This window comes from Hyphomicrobiales bacterium (genome assembly GCA_016125495.1).
In the GTDB taxonomy this organism is placed as follows: Bacteria; Pseudomonadota; Alphaproteobacteria; order Rhizobiales; family RI-29; genus RI-29.
The window spans coordinates 125,906-146,173 of record WGLQ01000014.1 but is presented as its reverse complement, the minus strand read 5'-3'; the positions used below and the strand labels follow the sequence as shown (position 1 = coordinate 146,173).

General features: G+C 67.4%; 19 protein-coding genes. 5 read left to right on the top strand and 14 right to left on the bottom strand.

Features of this window, described 5'->3' with window-relative positions; translation table 11 throughout:
• Positions 1 to 173: 173 nt before the first annotated feature.
• From GC150_11870 to GC150_11845, 6 genes are all read right to left on the bottom strand, one after another.
• Positions 174 to 608 carry a hypothetical protein gene (locus tag GC150_11870; GenBank protein MBI1385598.1) on the bottom strand — a complete coding sequence of 145 codons (435 nt, stop codon included), beginning with the start codon at positions 606 to 608 and terminating at the stop codon, positions 174 to 176.
• 30 nt (positions 609 to 638) lie between these two features.
• Positions 639 to 1,574, bottom strand: a complete 936-nt coding sequence (locus GC150_11865) for a polysaccharide deacetylase family protein (protein MBI1385597.1) — start codon at positions 1,572 to 1,574, stop codon at positions 639 to 641.
• 242 nt (positions 1,575 to 1,816) lie between these two features.
• Positions 1,817 to 3,214: a L,D-transpeptidase family protein gene (locus GC150_11860; GenBank protein ID MBI1385596.1), complete on the bottom strand. Its 1,398-nt coding sequence runs from the start codon at positions 3,212 to 3,214 to the stop codon at positions 1,817 to 1,819.
• A 242-nt stretch (positions 3,215 to 3,456) separates the two neighbouring features.
• On the bottom strand, positions 3,457 to 5,877 hold the full coding sequence (locus GC150_11855; protein MBI1385595.1) for an FAD-dependent oxidoreductase: 2,421 nt from the start codon (positions 5,875 to 5,877) through the stop codon (positions 3,457 to 3,459).
• Between the two features lie 123 nt (positions 5,878 to 6,000).
• On the bottom strand, positions 6,001 to 7,560 hold the full coding sequence (locus GC150_11850) for a methyltransferase (protein ID MBI1385594.1): 1,560 nt from the start codon (positions 7,558 to 7,560) through the stop codon (positions 6,001 to 6,003).
• A 74-nt stretch (positions 7,561 to 7,634) separates the two neighbouring features.
• The gene (locus GC150_11845; GenBank protein ID MBI1385593.1) at positions 7,635 to 9,014 is read right to left on the bottom strand and encodes an MmgE/PrpD family protein; all 1,380 of its coding nucleotides are present in this window, start codon (positions 9,012 to 9,014) and stop codon (positions 7,635 to 7,637) included.
• Between the two features lie 381 nt (positions 9,015 to 9,395).
• Here GC150_11845 and GC150_11840 point away from each other — a divergent pair, with 381 nt between their 5' ends.
• Positions 9,396 to 10,187: an enoyl-CoA hydratase gene (locus tag GC150_11840; GenBank protein ID MBI1385592.1), complete on the top strand. Its 792-nt coding sequence runs from the start codon at positions 9,396 to 9,398 to the stop codon at positions 10,185 to 10,187.
• A 176-nt stretch (positions 10,188 to 10,363) separates the two neighbouring features.
• Here GC150_11840 and GC150_11835 read toward each other — a convergent pair whose 3' ends face one another.
• Positions 10,364 to 11,125: a hypothetical protein gene (locus GC150_11835; protein ID MBI1385591.1), complete on the bottom strand. Its 762-nt coding sequence runs from the start codon at positions 11,123 to 11,125 to the stop codon at positions 10,364 to 10,366.
• Positions 11,126 to 11,241: 116 nt separating this feature from the next.
• Here GC150_11835 and GC150_11830 point away from each other — a divergent pair, with 116 nt between their 5' ends.
• The gene (locus GC150_11830; protein ID MBI1385590.1) at positions 11,242 to 11,712 is read left to right on the top strand and encodes a hypothetical protein; all 471 of its coding nucleotides are present in this window, start codon (positions 11,242 to 11,244) and stop codon (positions 11,710 to 11,712) included.
• Positions 11,713 to 11,903: 191 nt separating this feature from the next.
• Entirely contained in the window at positions 11,904 to 12,983 is a 1,080-nt protein-coding gene (rfbB, locus tag GC150_11825) for a dTDP-glucose 4,6-dehydratase (GenBank protein ID MBI1385589.1), read from the top strand.
• A gap of 68 nt (positions 12,984 to 13,051) precedes the next feature.
• On the opposite strand, the gene GC150_11820 is transcribed toward rfbB, so the two are convergent.
• The 3 genes from GC150_11820 to gstA all read right to left on the bottom strand — a co-directional run bounded on the left by GC150_11820 (position 13,052) and on the right by gstA (position 14,843).
• Positions 13,052 to 13,741, bottom strand: coding sequence for a cupin (locus tag GC150_11820; GenBank protein ID MBI1385588.1), 690 nt, complete (start codon positions 13,739 to 13,741; stop codon positions 13,052 to 13,054).
• A gap of 34 nt (positions 13,742 to 13,775) precedes the next feature.
• A complete protein-coding gene (locus GC150_11815; GenBank protein ID MBI1385587.1) occupies positions 13,776 to 14,168 on the bottom strand; it encodes a nuclear transport factor 2 family protein in 393 nt (130 codons plus the stop codon).
• 69 nt (positions 14,169 to 14,237) lie between these two features.
• Positions 14,238 to 14,843, bottom strand: coding sequence for a glutathione transferase GstA (gene gstA / locus GC150_11810; protein ID MBI1385586.1), 606 nt, complete (start codon positions 14,841 to 14,843; stop codon positions 14,238 to 14,240).
• Positions 14,844 to 15,015: 172 nt separating this feature from the next.
• Here gstA and GC150_11805 point away from each other — a divergent pair, with 172 nt between their 5' ends.
• Positions 15,016 to 15,402, top strand: a complete 387-nt coding sequence (locus tag GC150_11805) for a transcriptional regulator (protein ID MBI1385585.1) — start codon at positions 15,016 to 15,018, stop codon at positions 15,400 to 15,402.
• A gap of 62 nt (positions 15,403 to 15,464) precedes the next feature.
• On the opposite strand, the gene GC150_11800 is transcribed toward GC150_11805, so the two are convergent.
• From GC150_11800 to GC150_11785, 4 genes are all read right to left on the bottom strand, one after another.
• A complete protein-coding gene (locus GC150_11800; protein MBI1385584.1) occupies positions 15,465 to 16,601 on the bottom strand; it encodes a hypothetical protein in 1,137 nt (378 codons plus the stop codon).
• Between the two features lie 167 nt (positions 16,602 to 16,768).
• Positions 16,769 to 17,632 carry a GTP-binding protein gene (locus GC150_11795; GenBank protein ID MBI1385583.1) on the bottom strand — a complete coding sequence of 288 codons (864 nt, stop codon included), beginning with the start codon at positions 17,630 to 17,632 and terminating at the stop codon, positions 16,769 to 16,771.
• Positions 17,629 to 18,015, bottom strand: a complete 387-nt coding sequence (locus GC150_11790; protein ID MBI1385582.1) for a hypothetical protein — start codon at positions 18,013 to 18,015, stop codon at positions 17,629 to 17,631. Before GC150_11790 ends, GC150_11795 begins: the two co-directional genes overlap by 4 nt.
• A gap of 66 nt (positions 18,016 to 18,081) precedes the next feature.
• Positions 18,082 to 18,309, bottom strand: a complete 228-nt coding sequence (locus tag GC150_11785) for a hypothetical protein (GenBank protein MBI1385581.1) — start codon at positions 18,307 to 18,309, stop codon at positions 18,082 to 18,084.
• Between the two features lie 234 nt (positions 18,310 to 18,543).
• Here GC150_11785 and ettA point away from each other — a divergent pair, with 234 nt between their 5' ends.
• Positions 18,544 to 20,202: an energy-dependent translational throttle protein EttA gene (gene ettA / locus GC150_11780; GenBank protein MBI1385580.1), complete on the top strand. Its 1,659-nt coding sequence runs from the start codon at positions 18,544 to 18,546 to the stop codon at positions 20,200 to 20,202.
• Positions 20,203 to 20,268 lie beyond the last annotated feature (66 nt).

Below are 20,268 nucleotides of genomic sequence, written 5' to 3'. Positions count from 1 at the left end.
TGCCCGCCCGCCGCTCTCGCTGCCGGAAACACAGAGGCGATGCGTGGCACCAGCCAGGGCGGTCAGGGCCGCGCCTTGGCATGCCGCGATCCTGACCTTGGCCGGTTCTCCTGGGCTGGCCTCGGTCGTGCCGCCAGCCGCTTTTCCCGGGGCGGACGATCCGGTTGGCCCTGTCAGCGGGGCGCCCAAGCGCCGCGCGGATTGTATTCCTCGACAACCACGGCGCGGGCCGGCCGCTCGCCCGGGTCATCGAGCACGGTGCCGGCGGCGTCGACATAGACCGCATCGGCCTCCAGGTTCAGCAACCGATCCCCGAGCGTGCAGGTGTAGGGTGCGATGCGCCGACCTCCTAGATGTACCCAGTGCCGCCCGAGCCGGGTCCCGTCGCACACGATCGCCTCGTAACCAAGCTGCGTTGCTTCGATGTGCTGGCGCACCTCGCGCTCGAGCGCCGGGTTCTTGGCGATGAGTCGCGCGACCTCCTGGAAGGTGACGCTGCCACTTGCCTGCGCCGCTCCAGCGTAAAGGATCATTGCCGTGAGCGGGAGGCCAGCGCCCAGCACCGCTCGCATCGTCAGATTTCCCAACATCGACACCGTTCTCGTCATCGCACTCCTGCCTGCCTTGCGGGAAAGGCGTCAAGCACCCGTGAAGGGATGCTCCGCCGCCCAATGGCGCGCGATGTCGCACCGCCGCGTGATCCAGACGTCGTCGTGTGCCATCATGTAGTCGAGGATGCGGTGCAGCGCGACGATGCGCCCCGGGCGCCCGAGCAGGCGCGCATGCAACCCGATGGTCATCATGCGGGGGGCCTCCTCGCCCTCGTCGTAGAGCACGTCGAAGCTGTCCTGCAGGTAGGTGAAGAACTCCTCGGCCACCTGATAGCAGCGCTCGCCACGCCCGAAGCGGCTGTCATTGGTGTCGAGGGAATAGGGGATGAGCAGGATCGGCCGGCCGAAGTCGTTGTTCCAATGCGGCAGATCGTCGTTGTAGACGTCGCTGTCGTAGAGGAAGCAGTCGTGCTCGGCGACGATCCGGCGGGTATTCATGGAGGGCAGGCCCGCATAATAGCCGAGCGGTTTTTCGCCCGTGAGGCGGACCACCTGCTCGATCGAGCGGGCGATCATCTCGCGCTCCTGGTCTTCCGGCACCGTGTCGTAGTCGATCCAGCGCCAGCCGTGCGGCTGGAGGTCGAAGCCGGCTTCCACCATCGCTTCGAGGGCATGGGGATTGGCCTCCCCGGCAAGCCCGACGAGGTTGACCGTCGCCGGCAGCCCGCGCGAGGTGAAAGCCTTGATGATGCGCCAGTAACCGACGCGCGAGCCGTATTCGTAGCTCGACTCGATGTTGAGATCGCGCCGCCCGATGCGCGTCTCGACCGCGACGTCGGAAAGGCGCACCTCCGAGCGGTCGTCGCCGGCGAGCACGCAGAGTTCGCCGCCCTCCTCGTAGTTGATGCAGAAGTTGATGGCGATCCGGGCTCCGTTCGGCCAGCGGGCCTGGGGCGGGTTGGGGCCGTAGCCGATGAGATCGCGGCGCGGCAGGGCGTGTGGCGAAGACGGGTTGACGGACATGGAAGCCTCGATGTTGCGGGAGCCCCGAGAGAGGGTGGGCCGGCTGGCCGACGGTTCGGGCCGGACGCAAGACTGTAAGGGGTCTCCACCGTCATCGCCAAGTGCCTGACGCATGGTCGCGCGCTGGCGGAAAATCAGTCCCGTGCCAAATGGTGACGTGTGCGGGACGGAGTTCGGAAAAAACGAAGGCCCCCGGGACGTTGCCGTCCGGGGGCCTCGATGCTCGGAAGTTAGGGCTCCGTTCAGCGCGTGCGGACGATGAAGTCCGTGAACTTGCTGGTGTCGTAGCTGTGCCCGTTGTCGGCGATGATCAGCGACGAGCCGGGATGCATCCGGTCGGCGATGAAGTTGCGCACGAACTCGGGCATATCGATCCGATCGAGGGCTTCGGCCGGGGAACTCGCTGTCCTCGAGCCGAAATCGGTCGTCGGGTCGGTGCTCAGGGCCGTCCAGCGTGCAGACTGCTGGCCGCTCGAGAAATGCATGGACAGATAGAGGTGCGTGCCGAGGGGCTTGTCCCAATCCTTGATCGTCACCGGTACGTCGAGGATGTTCTTGTAGCCCTGACGGACGATAATGTGGGCGTTGGCGGGAGCCGGGCGCCGCGTCACCTCGCGCAACTTGGCAACCAGCTGATCGCTGACCGTGCCGGTGACCGGCATGGCGTGCGCCGTTTCGAAGTCCTTGATGGCCGCCACAGACTTCTTGCCGAGTGCGCCGTCGATGCCACCGGTGTCGAAGCCGGCCTCGGTGAGCATCTCCTGGACTTCACTGTTGCGATTGGTGATGCCGCGCCGCGTCACGAGAATGCGCAACGGCTTGTCCGAATAGCTCTCCAGCCGGTCCGCGCGGTCGAACATCATCTCGATGTCGCCGAACGAGGCCATGCCCGCCTCGGGCGTTTCACCCGTTGCCTTGGCGATGTCGGTCGAGGCCACGCCTTGGGCGCTGGTCAGCACGACTTCACCCGAGGTCGACTCGCCGGGTTGATCGTTGCTCGCGATTGCCTCCAGCGAGGACGGATTGAAGACCTCGACGCCCGTGAGGTTGTGCGGCTTGACGCTCGCGAGCCCTTGGCGCGTGATCACGACGTGACCGTTCATGCTGGTCATGCCGAAGAGCTGCTTGGAGAAGGCATAGGGCAGCCGGATGCAGCCGTGCGAGGCGGGATATCCGGGCAGGTTGCCGGCGTGCATCGCGACGCCCGACCAGGTGACCCGCTGCATGAACGGCATCGAGGCGCCACGGTAGATGTTCGAGTAGTGCTGCGGGCGCTTCTGCAGGATGCTGAAAATGCCGGTCGGGGTCGCAAAGCCCTTTCGTCCGGTCGAGACCCGCGACGTCGCGATCTGCACGCCGCCGCGATAGACCGCCAGCCGCTGCTCGGAAATCGAGATCACGACGAGGACCGGATCGCGCTCGTTCGCTTCCGGACGGCTGACCCGGTTGGGCAAAGGCGCGAGTGCCAGCTTCACCGGCGCCGACGCACTCGTCGTCCCGGTGCGTTTCTTGGCGGCTTCGGCCGGTGCCGACGCAATTGTCACAGTGCCCAAGGCCAGAACGGCCGCGACGACGACGGCGAGTCGTTCGCGCGGGGCGCTGCTGCTCCAAACAGAATGACTGTATTTCAATGGCTTCACGATCACACTCCGCAGGTTCCGGCGGCAAGACGAGGAGCGCCTTATCTAGCTCACCGTGATTAATGGAGGTTTTAGACGCCGAATCAAGTTGTTGAGCGTTCACGAAGAGTTTCTTGGTGAACCTGAGGCAGTTTTGCAGCAAGATTGTGCGGCCATTGACGGACGCCAACCTGACGGCTGGCGTCCTCGCCCCAAGAGGGTGACGGCAGTGTGCTCGTTGGAGCCGTGCCAGGGTCCGCCATTCAGGCGCGCAGACGCGCTCCGGTCGGGTCGAACGCGGGCCCATCGAGCAGGCGCGCATCGTGCGGGACACCGATGATGGCGGCATCGAAGTGCGCGCCCGGCCGCACGTGCTCGCTCTTGATGAAGGCCAGCGCCAGCGACTTGCCGACGTGATAGCCGTAGGCGCCGGAGGTGATGCGCCCGATCGCGGTCCCGTCCTTGGCGAACACGGGTTCACCGCCGACCGCATCCGCCGTCGTGGCCGCGACCTCGAGCACGACGAGCTTCTCGCGCGCCGGTTTGTCCTTGAGATCCAGGTAGGCCTCGCGACCGAGGAATTCGGGCTTCTCGAGCTTGACGAGCCGGTCGAGACCGACCTCCTGCGGCCAGTACTCCGGCGAATACTCCCGCCCCCAGCTTCCGTAGCCCTTTTCGACACGGAGCGAGAGCAGGGCCCGTCCGCCGACCGGTTTGGCGCCGAGATCGCGCCCGGCCTCGAGCAGCGCGCCGTAAAGCGTCGTCTGCTGTTCCTGCGGCACGTAGAGTTCCCAGCCGAGATCGCCAGTGAACGAAACACGCAGCGCAATAGCCTCGACGCCCGCCACCGTGATCCGGCGCGACTGCATGAAGGGAAAGCCGTCGTTGGAGAGATCGGCATTGGTCAGGCGCTGCAGCAACTCGCGCGAGCGCGGGCCGGCGACGTTCACGCCGACCCAATCGACGGTGCGCGACGTGAACTCGACCCCGGCGGGCCGCTCGATCATGTCGAAGAAGCGCTTATGATATCGCTCGGCCATGCCCGAGCCGATCATCATGAAATGGTCCTCGCCGAGCTTGGTCACCGTGAAGTCGCCGGCGATGCCACCTCGCAGGCCGAGGAGGGGCGTGAGGCACGTGCGCCCGACGCCGGTCGGCACCTTGTTGGCGACGACGCGGTCGAGCCAGGCTGCGGCTCCCGGTCCCTCGACCTCGTACTTCGCGAAGTTGGAGGTATCGATGATGCCGACGCCGCCGCGCAGCGCGAGGCACTCCTGACGCACGGGCTCGAACCAGTTCTGGCGCTCGAAGCCATAGGTCTCGACCGGTTCCATGCCCTCGGGCGCGAACCAGAGCGGATGCTCCCAGCCATAGTTGAGGCCGAAGACGGCACCCATCGACTTCTGCAGTTCGTAGGCCGGGCGCGTGCGCACCGGTCGGCCCGCCTCGCGTTCCTCGTAGGGAAAGTGGATCTTGAAGCGGTGCGTGTAGCAGTCGAAGGCGCGGGCCTTGGCGAAGGGCTTGCTCGCCCACGTCCCGTAGCGTGCGAGGTCCCAGGGAAAGAGATCCATCTCCGGTTCGCCCTGGATGATCCACTGGGCGAGCAGCATGCCGAGTCCACCGGACTGGCTGAAGCCCGGGATGATGCCGTTGCAGCAGTAGTAGTTCCTGAGTTCCGGGACCGGCCCGAACAGCGCGGCCGAATCCGGCGACCAGATCATCGGTCCGTTGATGACGCGCTTGATGCCGGCCGTCGCGAGCGCCGGCACCCTCTCGCAGGCCCGCATCACGTTGTCGCTGATGCGGTCGAGATCGTCTGGAAAGAGTTCGTGGCCGAAGTCGAGCGGTGTGCCCTCCTCGGCCCAGAAGCGGCCATCCTTCTCATAGGCCCCGCAAAGGAGGCCGAGCCCTTCCTGGCGGAGATAATACTCTCCGTCACGGTCCGAGACGTTCGGCAGCCGGCGCCCCATCGCGGCGATCTCGGGGATCGTCTCGGTGACGAAATACTGGTGCTCCATCGTCATCAGCGGCAATTCGAAGCCCGCGAGCTTGGCGACCTCGCGCGCCCAGAGGCCGGCCGCGTTGACCACCACGTCGGCATGGATGACGCCCTTGGTCGTGGTGACGTCCCAGCCGCCGTCGGCGCGCTGAGTGGTCGCCGTCACCGGCGTGAAGCGGTGAATTTCCGCCCCATTCATGCGCGCGCCCTGCGCATAGGCATGGGTGACGCCGGACGGGTCGACGTTGCCGCCGTCGACTTCCAGCATGACGCAGCCGATGCCGTCGAAATTGACGAGCGGATGCATCTCCTTGGCCTCGGCGACGGTGATCTCGTGGAAACCGAAGCCGAAATAGCGCGCCTTGGCGGCCTGGATGCGGAGCTGGTGCACGCGCTCCTTGGTGCGCGCGACATAGATGGCGCCGGGCTGGAAGACGCCGCAGCCCTGGCCGGTCTCGGCTTCGAGCTGCTTGTAGAGCTTCATGGTGTAGTACTGCAGCCGCGTGACGTTGCTGTTGTCGTGAAGTCCGTGCAGGTTCGCGGCCGCGTGCCAGGTCGAGCCAGAGGTCAGTTCCGAGCGCTCGAGCAGCACCACGTCACGCCAGCCGAGTTTGGTGAGGTGGTAGGCGATGCTGCAGCCGATGAGGCCGCCTCCGATGACCACTGCCTGGGCATGGGTTTTCATTCCGTACTCTCCAGTTTTCCGTCCGCGTTTCGAACGGCTGCGTTGCGGTTAGGCCGAGGTCGGGTGATCCTCGAGGTAGCATTCTCGGATGGCCCTGTGGCAGCGGTCGGGGCGGGCGCCGGCTCACGGCTCGCCGCTGCCGATTTCCTCCTTGCGACGTGCGATATAGGCATCGAGGGCCTCGCGTCGGGCGGGGTCCATGGCGGGGGCCTCGTATTCCCTCAGCGCTTGCTGCCAGATCGCCGTCGCGCGCTGGGTGGCCTCGGCTCCGCCTTCCGCCTGCCAGGACTCGTAGTTCTGCCATTTCGAGACGAGCGGCCGGTAGAAGGCGGTCTCATACCGCGCCATCGTCTGGCGGGTGCCGAAGAAATGGCCGCCCGTCGGCACTTCCTTGATCGCCTCGAAGGCGAGCGTGTCCTCGTCGACCACGATGGGCTCGAGGAAGGCCATCATGTGCTGGATCATCTCGACGTCGAGCACGAGCTTTTCATAGGAGGCCGTCAGCCCGCCCTCGAGCCAGCCGGCGGCGTGATAGTGCAGGTTGACGTGTCCCATGACGCTCGCCCAGAGCGCCATTTCGGTTTCGTAGACGGACTGGGTGTCGGCGGCATTCGAGGCGTTCGTCGGCGATGCGCGGTAGGGCAGGCCGTAGCGCCGCGCGAGTTGGCCGCTGGCGACGATCGCCTTGGCATTTTCCGGCGTTCCGAAGGCAGGCGCGCCCGTGCGCATGTCGACGTTCGAGGTGTAGCCGCCGTAGATCGAGGGGGCGCCGGGGCGTGTCAACTGAATGAGGGCGATGCCGAAGAGGGTTTCCGCGTTCTGCTGCGCGAGCGCACCGGCCAGCGTCACTGGCGTCATCGCGCCCATGACGGTGAAGGGCGTGACGCACACCGACTGGCCGGCCGCGCTCATCTCCATGAGGCCATCCGCCATGCTGTCGTCGAAACGGCGCGGCGAATTGACCGAGATGATCGTGGTGACGCCGGGGCTCGCGGCCATCTCCTCGAGCGTCATGCCGCGCGCGATCGCCATCATTTCGATCCCGTCGCGCGCCCGCCCGCGCCCGATCGAGGTGCAATGGAACGAAAGGTCGCTCCAGGTCAGGTTGGCGTTGTAGGTGTCGAGGTGGCGGTTGTTGGCCGGAAGCTCGATCGGCGCGCAGACCTGGTTGCCGATGATGTGGATGGCATTGAAATAGTGCGCGAGACGGATGAAATTGGAATAATCCTCCAGGTTTCCGCTGCGCCGGCCGCGCACCAGGTCGTGCACTGCCGGTGGACCGGCGACGAGCCCGAAGGCCATCCTGTTGCCGCCGATGACGAGGCTCTTGGCCGGGTCGCGCCCGGTCAGGGTGAACGATCGCGGCGCGCTCGAGATGGCCTTCTCGATCAGTCCCCGGTCGACGCGCACGATGGCGTTCGCCTCGTCGACTTCGGCACCGGCCTGCTTGAAGAGAGCGCGGGCGGCAGGGCTCAGCAATTCGATGCCGAGTTCCTCGAGGATGCGCAGGGAGGCGAGGTGGATGGCTTCGAGCTGGTCGGCCGAAAGAATCTCGAGCGCCGGATAGGGGTTCTCGGGCTGTCGCCACGCGAGCTGAGGAAGGCGCTGCACCGTCTCGTTCCGGGCCCTCGGTGAGCCCACGCGCGGCCGGCGGCCCCGCCTCTGCTCGTCCTGCACGGTCATCGTGATGATCCTTTCCACGGGGTTGGCCGCGCGGGCCGCCGATTGCGGGCACCGCCTTTGCGCAAAGCGCCCGGTCAGTGCTTGCCGGGCGCCGCGAGTTCGTCGATCAACGCCTTGAAGTCACTACGTGCGGTCGCGAGCCCGAGCACCATCTCCTCGATCCGCGCCGTCCGCGCCTCGCCCAACACCGGACCGGCGAAGCGCTTGAACTTGTCGCGCACCTCGGCCTCGCTCGGCAGCGGCAGCGGTCCACCGGAGGCCTCCCGCTCGCCGCTTTCGAGCCGGGTGCCGTCCGTCAGCACCAGCGTCACCCGTGCCAACCGGCGTTCGGGATAGGTGCGCTCGATCACCGGATCGACGATGCCCCGTGTCGCGCGTGTCAGCCGACCGATCTCTGGATCGCCGAACGAGCCCTCGATGATCTCGTCGACCGTGACATGCCCGCGCACGAGCGCGGCGGCCACGGGCCAGGCGAGCGAATACTGCGCTACCGGCGAAGATGCGGGTACGCCCATGGCGAGGTCGATGGCGTACTGGAACGAGGTGATTTCGATGGCCGCCACGTCCCGGCTGGTCAATTTGTGCGCGGCGCGCATCGCGAGCACCGCATCGATCGGGGCATGTGTCCAGCGGCAGGTCGGATAGGGCTTGATGTACTGCTTGTTCGTCAGCCAGTCCTCGCCAAGGCTCCCCCAGGCAAAGCGCGCGTCGTCGAATTCGACCGTCGCCGCCGGCGCGCCCGTGAAGCCGTCCTCGGCGATGAGCGTGGCATAGACGCCCGTCGGCGCTCCCCAGCCCGTGCCGTCGTGCAGCATGCTCGGGTTGGCGACCTCGCGCATCATCTGGCTTCGCGGCGCGTGATACTCCGCGATGCCGAGGGCGTGACGGAAAACATCGGCGGGCATGGAGCGCAGGCGCGCCCCGATCGCCGTGCAGCCGAGCGCATTCCAGGCCCCGGACGTGTGATAGCAGGTGGTGGTGGCATGGAGCGCCCAGGCGGAGCGATAGGCGACCTCGTAGCCGATGATGAAGGCGGCGAGTGCGTCGGGTCCGGAGACCGCCTTTTCCGCCTCGGCGAAGGCAACGAGCGCCGGCAGCAGCGCGGCACCGCCATGTCCCTTGGAGGGTTGCCATCCGTCGTGCGCGTCGAGGTTGTCGATCTGCGTGGCGATCGCGAATGCCGCGCCCGGCAGCGAGACGCGGCGCCCGTCGAAGATCATGCGCGCGCCCGGCGCGCCCGCTCCCGCCGACCAGTGGCGCGCGGCATGCTCGCGCGCGATGCGCCCGGCATCCATGCCGCTCGCTGCCGCGGCGACGCCGAGAAGGTCGAGCATCAGCAACCTGGCGAAGGCGATGACTTCTGGAGGAAAGGCGTTGCTCTGGCGTTGGAGGACGAAGGCCGCGACCTCGCCAAAGGTGGGTGAGGGCTCGGGCAACGACTGCATCTCGGTCATGATCCGCACTCCAACATTGGATCTCGCTCTATTTCGTCCGTGTTGCCGAAAAGGGGCCGCGCCGAACGCCTCCCGGTCCGGCCGACAGGTCGCGAACCGAGATGTCCGCCACGTAACGCCGGACGGCCACCCCCTGGCAAGGGTGTGCGCGGGGCTTGCGCGCAATTTCCCGCATGGCTGGCATGCGGGCCGCCGGTTTCGTCCGACCTCTCGTGCCGAACGCGCCGGCCGGCACGACCTCGCGAGGGCCTCTTTTGACGTTGGGGCGCACCTCGCCTATGGCAAGTGCGAACGGAGCGATCGTTCACCCGTCGTTTGGCTGGCAGGGGTCGCGGGCGCACGGACAATTTTCCGCAACGAGGCGCTGGAGTGCAAGGAACCATGGAAACCGATGCGGGCGACGAGCTTCTGGTTGGACATGAGGATGGCATCTTGCGCGTCGTGCTCAACCGGCCACACGCGCGCAACGCCCTCACCTTCGCCATGTACGAGCGTCTCGGGGCGTTACTCGCGGGCCAGCCATCGGATGGCTCCGTCAAGGCCGTCGTCATCACCGGCGCCGGAGGCAAGGCGTTCGCTGCCGGCACCGACATGGGCCAGTTCCGCGTTTTCGAGAGCCCCGCGGATGCACACGCCTACGAGGCCTCGATCGAGCGCGTGCTCGGCCAGATCGAAGCGTGTCCCGTTCCCACGATCGCGGCGATCGCGGGGGCCTGCACCGGGGGCGGGGCGGCGATCGCGGCCTGCTGCGATCTGCGCCTTGCAACCGCTGACATGCGTTTCGGCTTTCCCATAGCCCGCACGCTGGGCAACTGCCTGTCGGCCGCCACCCTCGCCCGCCTCGTTGCGCTCCTTGGCGAGGCACGCGTGCGTGACCTCGTGCTCACGGCCCGCCTGATCGAGGCCGAAGAGGCGCGTTCCATCGGTCTCGTCTCGGACGTCCTGGCGGATGTGGGGGACCTCGAGGCGGCGACCGCCGCCCTTGCCCGAAGGCTCGCCGGCCATGCTCCCCTCACCATGCGCGCGACCCGCGAGGCGCTCGCGCGTCTGCGCCGGGCGGGCCCGCGCGTCGACGACAGCGACCTCGTTACCCTCTGCTACATGAGCGAGGACTTCCGCGGAGGGATCGAGGCGTTCCTCGGCAAGCGCCCACCCGTCTGGAAAGGCCGTTGAACAGGGATCGGCCGGCGGCTTAACCTTGCTCCAACGGGGTTGGTGTACGTCTCGACCAACTAGCGGCGCGCCCGCCGGTCACCGTCCAAATCCTGTCGGTGTAAGACCTTGGCAGCGACCTCCTCGGCGCGTCGATCGGAACCATCCGCGCCGCCCTGCCGTGCGGTGGTCGGACCCTAATCCACCAGCATGCGCTCGCGTTCGTCCCATGGACGGCCGGCAACTACCCGGGCATCGATTGTGCTGCGTTCGGCACCCTCGATCCTTGCCGCCGCGCGGTCAAGCATCGGCGCGACGCGCGGATCGTTCGGCGACGTCCCGGCTGCGCTCGCAAGAAGGAAATAGGCAAAGCGCGGCGTCAGTTGCAGCATTTCTCCCTTCTCGGAAAACTCCGCCAACACGATCTGAGCCGGCGCATGTCCCATCAGGGCCAACCAGAAGATTTTTCCGAGGCTGTGGTTTCTCTGTTTGATCTCCAAATCCTCGAACCAGTTGTAGGGAGCCATCGGCAGGTCCGCGCGTTGCGAGAACCTTGGCGGCTCCTGCCCCTTGGCGGTGAGCGGAATACGAGTTTCCTCGAGCCAGCGAAGTTGCCAGCAGAGGGTCACCTGCGGATAGGCGCGCGGAACAACGGTCGACGAGAAGGTGCGCGCGAACTCGTCCGAAACCAGAAGTGTCACACCATCGGCATCGAGTATGCCACTTGCGGCATCGAGATAGATGCTGGCCTTCGCGCAATTCCCATCCGCCAGGAAAGCGCGATAGCGCGCGAGCTGAGCGGCGGTGAACAATTCTTCCGGAGGGCGGTAGCTTTCGATCGGCATCGGCGGCACCCGCGAGCGCGAGAACTCGAGCGCCAGTTCCAGATTGTCGGACGCCGATGCCGGTGCAGCAAGGCACGACAGGGCGAGCGCCACTATGGCCAGACGGATCGACACCGCCCCTGTTCTTATCGTGCCAGCACTGAGACCGGTTGTCCGCAAGATGTTATTCCCCGGCGACGAAACCATCCGACACTAAGCCTACGAAATGTGTCGGGTGTCGGAGAAAGTCAATGGAACGCGAGGTCGCTTGTCGGCGCATCACGAGCGAATTGGAGGCACTCGGAGAGGAACTCGGAGCATTGCGAGCAACCGAGCGAGAACTGTCGGACCGACGGGCGGACGAAGTCGCAAGACTAGACAAGGCCGAGGGTATCGCGGCGCGCCTTCGCGATATGCTCGATGGGTTCGTCAGCATCGTCGGGGGGCGGGGACGGGCACGCCGGGCCGGCGAGCGGGGCGACTTGGCCGTGACGATCTCTGAGGGTATCCGTGACAGTGTGCGCACCCAGCAGGATATCGCGCGGGCGATGTCGCAGGCGCAAGGACATCGCCGGAACATCGAGCGCATCGACCGACAACTCGCCTCCATCGAACGACAGATCAGCGACAAGAGGCGAAACGTCGCGAGCTTCCAGAGCGGTTTCTCGAGCCACCGCTGCGGCGAACTCGGCTATCCTTGGCACGTCCTCAACATACGTTGAGGGCACCCAAAACCGCCTCGAGGCAGTCGTTCCGGGACGACGCCCGCCGGTCCGGCCAGAAAGGCCGTTGAACAGGGATCGGTCGGCGGCTTAACCTTGCTCCAACGGGGTTGGTGTAGGTCTCGACCAACCAGCGGCGCGCCCGCCGCCCGAAGCGGCACCACCATCGACCCCCGCAGCGAGAGGGACCCATGCAGCGCATCATCGTCACCGGCGGCGCCGGCTTCATCGGCTCGGCCCTCTGCCGTCATCTCATCGCCGAGACCGACGCCAGCGTCCTCAACATCGACAAGTTGACCTACGCCGCCAACCTCGCCTCCCTCGCGCCCATCGCCGCGAGCCCGCGCTATCGCTTCCTCGAGGCCGACATCGCCGACAAGCCCGCCATGGTGCGTGCCATCGCCGAGTTCCGCCCGACCGGCATCATGAACCTTGCCGCCGAGAGCCACGTCGACCGCTCGATCACCGGCGCGGACGTCTTCATCGAGACCAACATCGTCGGCACGCACCGCCTCCTCGAGGCCGCTCGCGGCTACTGGCAGGGACTCGGCGAAGGAGAGCGCGCCGGCTTCCGCTTCCTCCAGGTCTCGACCGACGAGGTCTATGGCTCGCTCGGGACCAGCGGGCTCTTCACCGAGGAGACGCCGTACGCTCCCTCATCGCCGTACTCCGCCTCGAAGGCCGCCGCCGACCACCTGGCGCTCGCGGCCCACCGCACGCATGGCCTGCCCGTCATCGTCTCCAACTGCTCCAACAATTACGGTCCCTACCATTTCCCCGAGAAGCTCATTCCGCTGATGATCCTCAAGGCCCTGTCGGGTCAGCCTCTTCCGGTCTACGGCGACGGCTCGAACGTGCGGGACTGGCTCTATGTCGAGGATCACGCCCGGGCCCTGCATCTCATCCTCGCCAAGGGGCGGCCGGGTGAGAAATACAACGTCGGCGGGCGCAACGAGCGCACCAACCTCGAGGTCGTCGAGCGCATCTGTGCGCTGATGGACGAGGCGCGGCCCGAGGGCGCCCCGCACGTGCGCCTCATCAAGTATGTCACCGACCGGCCCGGCCACGACCACCGCTACGCGATCGATGCGAGCAAGCTCGAGGGCGAACTCGGCTGGCGGGCGCGCGAGGATTTCGAGAGCGGCATCGCCAAGACCGTCGCCTGGTATCTCGAGCGCCGCGACTGGTGGGAGCCGCTCGCGCGCAACGTCTATTCCGGTGAGCGCCTCGGTCTCGTCGGCGGGGCTGCGGGGGCCGGCCGAACGATTTGATGCGCACGGCGCCGCCGGGCCGTGGGCTGGGCGCTCGAACCTCCGGCGCCGAGCGTGGCTCGTTTCGATCAGGCGCCCGGCGGGGCCGCGACGTGGCGCAAATGCCCTTCCTTGGTCCAGAGCCGGCAGCCGGCCGGTCCCGCCTCGGCTTCGAGCACGGCCCCGACCGGCAGGCGCAGCCACGACCAGGGAACGAAACCGTCACCCCCTTGCGCAAAGCCGCCCGCAAGGCAGAACACCTCGAGCCCGCCCTCGATCTGGCGGTGCACCCTGGCACCCGGCTCCCAGGCCTCGATGCGCACCTCCTCGCGCTCGTCGCGGTAGAGGAGCCGGGAGGAGACGCCCGGTGCATCGGGATGGGCCGCGAGGGGGAGTGTGGCGGTATCGAGCCGGAGGGAGACCCGGTCGTCCGGATCGAACTGCCAGAGCTTGACGAGGATCGTGCAGCCGGCCGCCGAGCCGGGTGTGTGCCGCGTCGTCGGCGGGTTGCGCACGTAGCTGCCGGCCGGGTAGTCGCCGTGCTCGTCCGTGAACACGCCGTCGAGGACGAGGAATTCCTCCCCACCGTCGTGCGTATGGGGCGAGAAATGGCTGCCCGGGGCATAGCGCACGATGGAGGTCGCCCGTGCCACCTCCCCGCCGATCCGGTCGAGCAGCTTGCGCTCGACGCCGGGCATCGGCGAGGCGATCCAGGGCGCGATCCCGCCGTGCACGACGGCGCGGGCGGAAAAATCGGCGTTGACGTTGGTCGGGGTCATCGGGTCCTCCCTGACGCCGGCTGGCGGGCTGCGATCACGCCGCGATGTCGTAGTGGAAGACCTTGGAAATGATCCGCCACTCGCCGTCCACCTTGATGAAGGTGAGGAGGTCGGTGAAGCGCCGCTCGGCGATGGCGCAGCGCGCCCTGACGTGCGCCGTGACGGGTCCAGCGAAGGCGATCTGCTCGATGGCATCACGGCGCGGCTCGCCGCGGCTCGCGGGCGCCGGGCGGGCATCGACGATCGGGAAATATTCGTCCATGCCGATGTCGACAAGGTCGGCGCCGCTCGCCGTCACGTAGCGGGCGCGGGGATGGAACACCGCTGCGAGCCGGCCCGTGTCGCTGTGATAGAGGCCGTCGAAATAGCGCTGCATCTGCGCGATGATGGCGGCAGCGTCGGCCGCCGTTTCGCTGGTCGTCATCATCCGTCCTCCCCTTCGAGGGTGCGGCCGCGCACGCCGCGCGGCCGTCCGCCCCGTTCCTGTCCGCCGGCCTCAGAGGAGGCCTTCCTCGCGCATCGCCTGCTGCACCGCCGGGCGCGCCGCGACGCGATCGACGAAGGCCTTCACGTGCGGCCATTCATCGAGGGAAAGATCGATGAAGCGCGACCACTTGGCAACCACGAACGCGTAGGCGTCGGCGACGGTGAACTGGCTGCCGGTCAGATACGTGCGTCCGTCCGCGAGCTGGCGCTCGATGTGGCCCATCCGCGCCTTGAGCTTGGCGAGCGCCTTTTCGCGCGCCGCGCCCTCGGGCTTGTCGGAAAAGAACGGGCTGAACGCCTTGTGCAGTTCCGAGCCGACGAAGTTGAGGAGGGAATTGTGACGGGCCCGCTCGAGCGGCGTTGCCGGTACGAGCTTGGCCGCCGGGTGCGTCTCGGCGATGTAGGTGAGGATGGCGGGGCCCTCGGTCAGCACCTCGCCGCCGGCGATCTCGAGTGCCGGCACGTAGCCGTTCGGGTTGACCTTCCAGAAGTCGCCGCCCGAGGCGATCTCCTTGGTCTTGGTGTTGACCTTCTCGATGGTGTACTTTGCGCCGACCTCGGCGAGCGCGATGTGGCTGGCGAGCGAGCAGGCACCGGGGGAGTAATAGAGCTTCACGGGAACGTCTCCATGGCTGGGTGTCTCGACGCGGCCCATCTAGGGGGCGGGGTCACTCTTGTAAACCTGGTTTCATGATGATATCGCGAAATCGTGTTTCCGGCCGGAAACCTGGTTCCTCACCGGTGAGAGCGCCGCGCCAGCGAGCCGGGCAGCCTTCGAGGAGAGGCCCATGGCATTGAAAATGCGCCGCAATCGCAGTCCCGCCCCGCCCGGCGGCTGTCCGCTGCTCGGCTGCATGTCGATCATCGGCGGGGCCTGGGCGCCGAACGTCATTTGGAACCTGCGCGGTGGGCCGCGCCGCTTCAGCGAGCTCAAGGCGGACATTCCGGGCATCTCGCCGAAGGTGCTGACGCAGCGCCTGCGCGATCTCGAAGCGCACGGCGTCATCGAGCGGCGCGTCATGCCGACCTCGCCGCCCTCGGTGGAATATGCGCTCAACGATCTCGGCGAGCGGCTGGTGCCGGCGATCGAGGCGATCGCCGAGGTCGGCCTCGAACTCGAGCGCCGGCGCGGGGGGAAGGGCGAGGCGGAGGGGGAGGCTCCAAACGCCGCGTGATGCCGCTACGCTCTCCGGGGCGGACGGGGGACGATGCCTTCCTTGCTGGCCCGCGCGAGCCGCTATGGCCGTTCCACGAGTACGATGGAGGCCCAGGGGGCTTGCCGGGTCGAGAGGGTGCGGGGCCCGAGGTTTTCGAGCCAGCGCCGGGCGGCGGCTCTGGCGGCGCGCGGGCCGGGGTCGCTAGCGGGGAGCGCGCGGGATACGTCGAACGCATTGGGCCCCCCCGCCGCCTCGCGCACAGCGGCGATCGCCGCATAGATCAGTTCGGGGTCCATGATGCGCACGTGTCCGAGCGCGGGCCCACGCTGCCAGGGCTCGTCGTAGACCTCGGCGAGGGGGACAAATTGCGGGGCGAGCGCGGTTGCCGGCGCGAACGGCTCGACGAGATCGGGCGGCGCGCCCGGGTTGCCGAAGGGGCCGGCGTGGATCGGCAACTCGCGTTCGAGTGCGGACCAGAGGCCGGCGAGGACGCCCGACCAGTGGCCGAGCGCGACCGCGAAGGTGAGGCAGCCGCCGCCTTCGAAGCCGAGCGGGGAGAGAATCATCGAAAAGCGCCGCGCGGGCTGGCGGGGGTCCGTCATGTAGCGCTCGAGCGCGGCCTGGAGCGCGGCGCATTCGCCGGGACCGATCTCGATGGCGAGGACCTGCGCCTTCACCTCGAAACCCTTGCGCGCGATGATGCTCTCCAGATAGTCGAAGCCGCGCAGGTAGCCGTCGGTGAAGGTGCTGAGCAAGGTCGTCAACCCCCAGCCCGAAAGCAGCATGCGTGCGCCCTGCAACTGTGTCTCGCCGTATTGCGAGACGAGCCCGTCGCGCCCGCCGCAGCGCCAGCCGACCATGGCATGGCCGAGGTTGCCCTTGAGCGCGTCGGTTTCGTTGAACGTGCGGCGTGCGGCCTCGAGGCTGGAAAGGTCGAGGCGCAACGGTGGCATGCGCTGGATGAGGACGAAATAGTCGCGGCCATCCTTGAGGCGCAGGTCCGAAAGTCGGGAGGTGCCGGCCGCAACCTCGAAGCGGGCGACGACGCTCGGGGTCACACCATCCGGTGCCGGTCCCGGGGAGGCGGCCGCGAGCCGGTCCGCAGGGAATGCAGCCGCAAGGAGCGCGAGGAGCAGAAATGCGGCACGCGACAGCCGATCGCCGAGATTCGCGCGCCGGTGCGACGGCGGTTCTTGCCCCTCCATGGCACTCTGCATGTGGCCCCCTCGTCGCGCGCGAATCGAGACCGCGCGCTTCCCCCGATGAACCGGGGGAAGCGCGCCCGTGTCGATGGCGGCCGTGGCGTAAGCTGTGGAGAACGGGCGCCGCGCGGCGACGGGGCCGTCTTTTCCGGGATGCGTGATGTCGAGAGCCCGCGCCCGTCTCAGCTGCGCGTGAGGCCGGCGAGGTCGTCGAGGTCGAGCTTGCCGTCGCTGGTGATGTAGCGGGCGGCGAGCTGCTGACGCTGGGTGTCGGTGAGGCCCTTGGCCTGGGCCAGCCAGTCGCGGGTCGAGAACGATTTGAGCAGTTCGAACATCCAGCGCCGGTTCGCGGGTGCGGCCTCGAGGCAGGTGGCGAAAAGCTGCTGCAGGTTGAAGAACCGCAGCGCGCTGAAGGCGACCGTCGGCGGCTCCGAGCCGAGGACCGCCCCGAGCTTTGCCCGCCGGTCGGCGACGATCTCGGCGATGTGGCCGGCCTGGACCTTGGAGGGCATGTTGATCGCCTCGTTCCAGCCGAGCGGCTCGACGAGATCGACCTGGTTGATGCCGATGACGAGGTTGGGCAGCACGTCCTTGAGGCGCTCGAGATACTGCTGGTCGAGCGCGAGGGCCCGGTTGCGCGCCGCCAGCACCCAGAGCGCCACGTCCGCCTCCGGCAGATGACGCCGGTAGCGCGCCAGGTAGTTGTCGTCGAGCCCGACATCCTCGCCGAGTCCTGGCGCATCGATCAGCCGCATGACGCAGCCGATGCGCGTTGCCTCGACGCGGGCGCTCTCGAGGTCGAAGGCCTGCACGATTTCGAAGTTGCGCTTGTGAAAGCGCGAGGTGCCGCGCGTCGTTGCCGACGTATCGCGCTTGGTGCCGAACATGGCGTTGATGATGGACGATTTACCGACGCCCGATAGGCCGATGACGGCGAGCGTCGGTGGCTTGCGCTGATACTCGGCCTCGATCGCGCGAACGACGGGATCGAGCACCTCGGGTGAGAGGGCGGCGGGGTCATTCGCGGGAGGTTTGCGGGCGCTCACGGCTCGCGGCCCTCCTCGGCGCCGGCCGGGCCGCTTTCGTCGTCGCCCTCACCGCGCGCGGGCCGGTGCAGCATGGCGCGAAAGAAGCTGACGATCGCCGGGATGATGTCGGCGATCCGCTCGACCATGAAGAGTTCGCGCAAGGCCGGCTGGCCGGCCGCCCAGACCCCGAGGCTCTCCATGGCGCTGGCGGTCGCCGCGCTCCCGGCCTCTTCCTCGAGCCCGAGTTGGGCCAGCAGTTGTGCCGCATCGTCCTCGCCGAGGCCGGCGCTGAGACCTTGTGTGAGGGCCTGCAACTCCTCGTCGGTCAGCGGCACCTCGTTCGGGCCGTCCCCCACCACCATGACACTCGGTTCGGGGTCGTCTCGAGGGGGAATGGTCATCGGGACATCCTTTTCCAGGTGCGCGGTGACGGCTGGCGACGTGCGAACAGACGTTCCGGCGGCCGCTCAGACCCCGAGGAGCCGCTGCAACATCTGCAGAAGGGCCGGTGCATACTGGGCAAAATTGGTCGACTGAGCGATATGGCTGAGTGAGCCCGTCTCCAGAAGCCACTGGCGCAGGCTCTCGATCGAGCCGAGCCGTGACTTGCGCGCCGCCTCTTCCTCGGACTGGAGCTGTCCGACGAGCTGGTCGAGGTCGTCGTCGCCGATCGGTATCTCGTCCTTGCCGGTCATTCGAATTGCACCTCGGGTCGCTTGCCGGTTCGGTCGGAGGCCACCGCCCCTCGCCCCGGCGTCGACGGTGGCGTGGGAGCGGCCCGTGGGCCTCGCATGGGAGCTGCAACCCGGATACCACGCGCATCGGGGTCGGCCAAGTCGCGGTTGCGATTGCGCCCGCCCGGCCCCTTCCGCTAGAACCGCGCATCCCCAAATGAGCGGGCAGCACATCGTGCCCTCAAGGAGCCTTCCATGGCCACACCCCAGTACGTCTACCACATGGATCGGGTCTCCAAGACCTACCCCGGCGGCAAGCAGGTCCTGAAGGACATCCGCCTCTCGTTCCTGCCCGGCGCCAAGATCGGCGTCGTCGGCGTCAACGGCTCCGGCAAGTCGACGCTGCTCAAGATCATGTCCGGCCTCGACAAGGAGTTCGTCGGCGAGGCCTGGGCGGCGGACGGCGTCACGCTCGGCTATCTCTCGCAGGAGCCTCCGCTCGATGCCAGCAAGGACGTGCTCGGCAACGTGATGGAGGGGGTGGCGGCCAAGAAGGCCATGCTCGACCGCTACAACGAGCTGGCCATGGACTACTCCGACGAGACGGCCGAGGAGATGGCGCGCCTGCAGGACGCGATCGATGCCGGCAACCTCTGGGACCTCGATGCCCAGGTCGAGCAGGCGATGGATGCTTTGCGCTGCCCGCCCGGCGATGCCGACGTCAGCAAGCTTTCGGGCGGCGAGCGGCGGCGCGTGGCGCTCTGCCGGCTCTTGCTCTCGCGCCCCGACGTGCTGCTCCTCGACGAGCCGACCAACCACCTCGACGCCGAGACGGTCGCCTGGCTCGAGCGTTTCCTCGTCGACTATCCGGGCTGCGTCATCCTCGTCACGCACGACCGCTATTTCCTCGACAACATCACCGCCTGGACGCTCGAGCTGGATCGCGGCCAGGGGGTGCCCTACAAGGGGAACTATTCCTCCTGGCTCGAGCAGAAGTCCAAGCGCATGGAGGTCGAGGGGCGCGCCGAGGAAGGTCGCAAGAAGGCGCTCGAGCGCGAGTTGGAGTGGATCCGCGCATCCCCGAAGGCCCGGCAGGCGAAATCCAAGGCGCGCATTCGCGCCTACGAGGAGTTGCGCGACACGGCCGAGCGCGAGGAGGTTCGCTTCGCGCAGATTCAAATCCCCGCAGGCCCCCGGCTCGGTGGCGTGGTCCTCGAGGCCGAGGGGTTGTCGAAAGGCTTCGGCGACGAATTGCTGATCGACAATCTTTCGTTCCGCCTGCCGCCGGGCGGCATCGTCGGCGTGATCGGGCCGAACGGCGCGGGCAAGACGACGCTTTTTCGCATGATCACCGGCCAGGAAAAGCCCGACGCGGGCGCCATCCGCCTCGGCGAGACGGTCAAGCTCGGGTACGTCGACCAGAGCCGCGACGCGCTCGATCCCAAGAAGACCGTCTGGGAGGAGATCTCCGGCGGCCTCGACCAGATCATGCTGGGCAAGAAGGAGGTGCCGTCGCGCGCTTACGTCGGCTGGTTCAACTTCAAGGGTGGTGACCAGCAAAAGAAGGTCGGCCAGCTCTCGGGCGGTGAGCGCAACCGCGTCCACCTCGCCAAGATGCTCAAGGAGGGAGGCAATCTCCTGCTCCTCGACGAGCCGACCAACGACCTCGACGTCGAGACGCTTTCGGCGCTGGAGACCGCGCTCGAAACCTTTCCCGGATGCGTGGTCGTGATCAGCCACGACCGCTTCTTCCTCGATCGCCTCGCGACCCACATCCTCGCCTTCGAGGGCGACAGCCATGTCGAGTGGTTCGAAGGGAATTTCGAAGCCTACGAGGAAGACAAGAAGCGGCGCCTCGGCGATGCCGCCGTCGAGCCGCACCGCATCAAGTTCAAGCGCTTCGATCGCGGCTGATCGGCGCGCGCCGCGCCCGATCCTGGAGTTTCGCGGACGCTTGGCAGATCACCTTTCGGCGATCGT

What these genes read in the sequence shown, in the direction of transcription:
- GC150_11855 (MBI1385595.1), bottom strand. Translation starts at nt 5,877, where the DNA reads ATGAAAACCCATGCCCAGGCAGTGGTCATCGGAGGCGGCCTCATCGGC.
- GC150_11850 (MBI1385594.1), bottom strand. Translation starts at nt 7,560, where the DNA reads ATGACCGTGCAGGACGAGCAGAGGCGGGGCCGCCGGCCGCGCGTGGGC.
- GC150_11830 (MBI1385590.1), top strand. Translation starts at nt 11,242, where the DNA reads ATGGAACGCGAGGTCGCTTGTCGGCGCATCACGAGCGAATTGGAGGCA.
- GC150_11800 (MBI1385584.1), bottom strand. Translation starts at nt 16,601, where the DNA reads ATGCAGAGTGCCATGGAGGGGCAAGAACCGCCGTCGCACCGGCGCGCG.
- GC150_11840 (MBI1385592.1), top strand. Translation starts at nt 9,396, where the DNA reads ATGGAAACCGATGCGGGCGACGAGCTTCTGGTTGGACATGAGGATGGC.
- GC150_11865 (MBI1385597.1), bottom strand. Translation starts at nt 1,574, where the DNA reads ATGTCCGTCAACCCGTCTTCGCCACACGCCCTGCCGCGCCGCGATCTC.
- GC150_11790 (MBI1385582.1), bottom strand. Translation starts at nt 18,015, where the DNA reads ATGACCATTCCCCCTCGAGACGACCCCGAACCGAGTGTCATGGTGGTG.
- rfbB (MBI1385589.1), top strand. Translation starts at nt 11,904, where the DNA reads ATGCAGCGCATCATCGTCACCGGCGGCGCCGGCTTCATCGGCTCGGCC.
- GC150_11820 (MBI1385588.1), bottom strand. Translation starts at nt 13,741, where the DNA reads ATGACCCCGACCAACGTCAACGCCGATTTTTCCGCCCGCGCCGTCGTG.
- GC150_11845 (MBI1385593.1), bottom strand. Translation starts at nt 9,014, where the DNA reads ATGACCGAGATGCAGTCGTTGCCCGAGCCCTCACCCACCTTTGGCGAG.
- GC150_11870 (MBI1385598.1), bottom strand. Translation starts at nt 608, where the DNA reads ATGACGAGAACGGTGTCGATGTTGGGAAATCTGACGATGCGAGCGGTG.
- ettA (MBI1385580.1), top strand. Translation starts at nt 18,544, where the DNA reads ATGGCCACACCCCAGTACGTCTACCACATGGATCGGGTCTCCAAGACC.
- GC150_11785 (MBI1385581.1), bottom strand. Translation starts at nt 18,309, where the DNA reads ATGACCGGCAAGGACGAGATACCGATCGGCGACGACGACCTCGACCAG.
- GC150_11805 (MBI1385585.1), top strand. Translation starts at nt 15,016, where the DNA reads ATGGCATTGAAAATGCGCCGCAATCGCAGTCCCGCCCCGCCCGGCGGC.
- GC150_11815 (MBI1385587.1), bottom strand. Translation starts at nt 14,168, where the DNA reads ATGATGACGACCAGCGAAACGGCGGCCGACGCTGCCGCCATCATCGCG.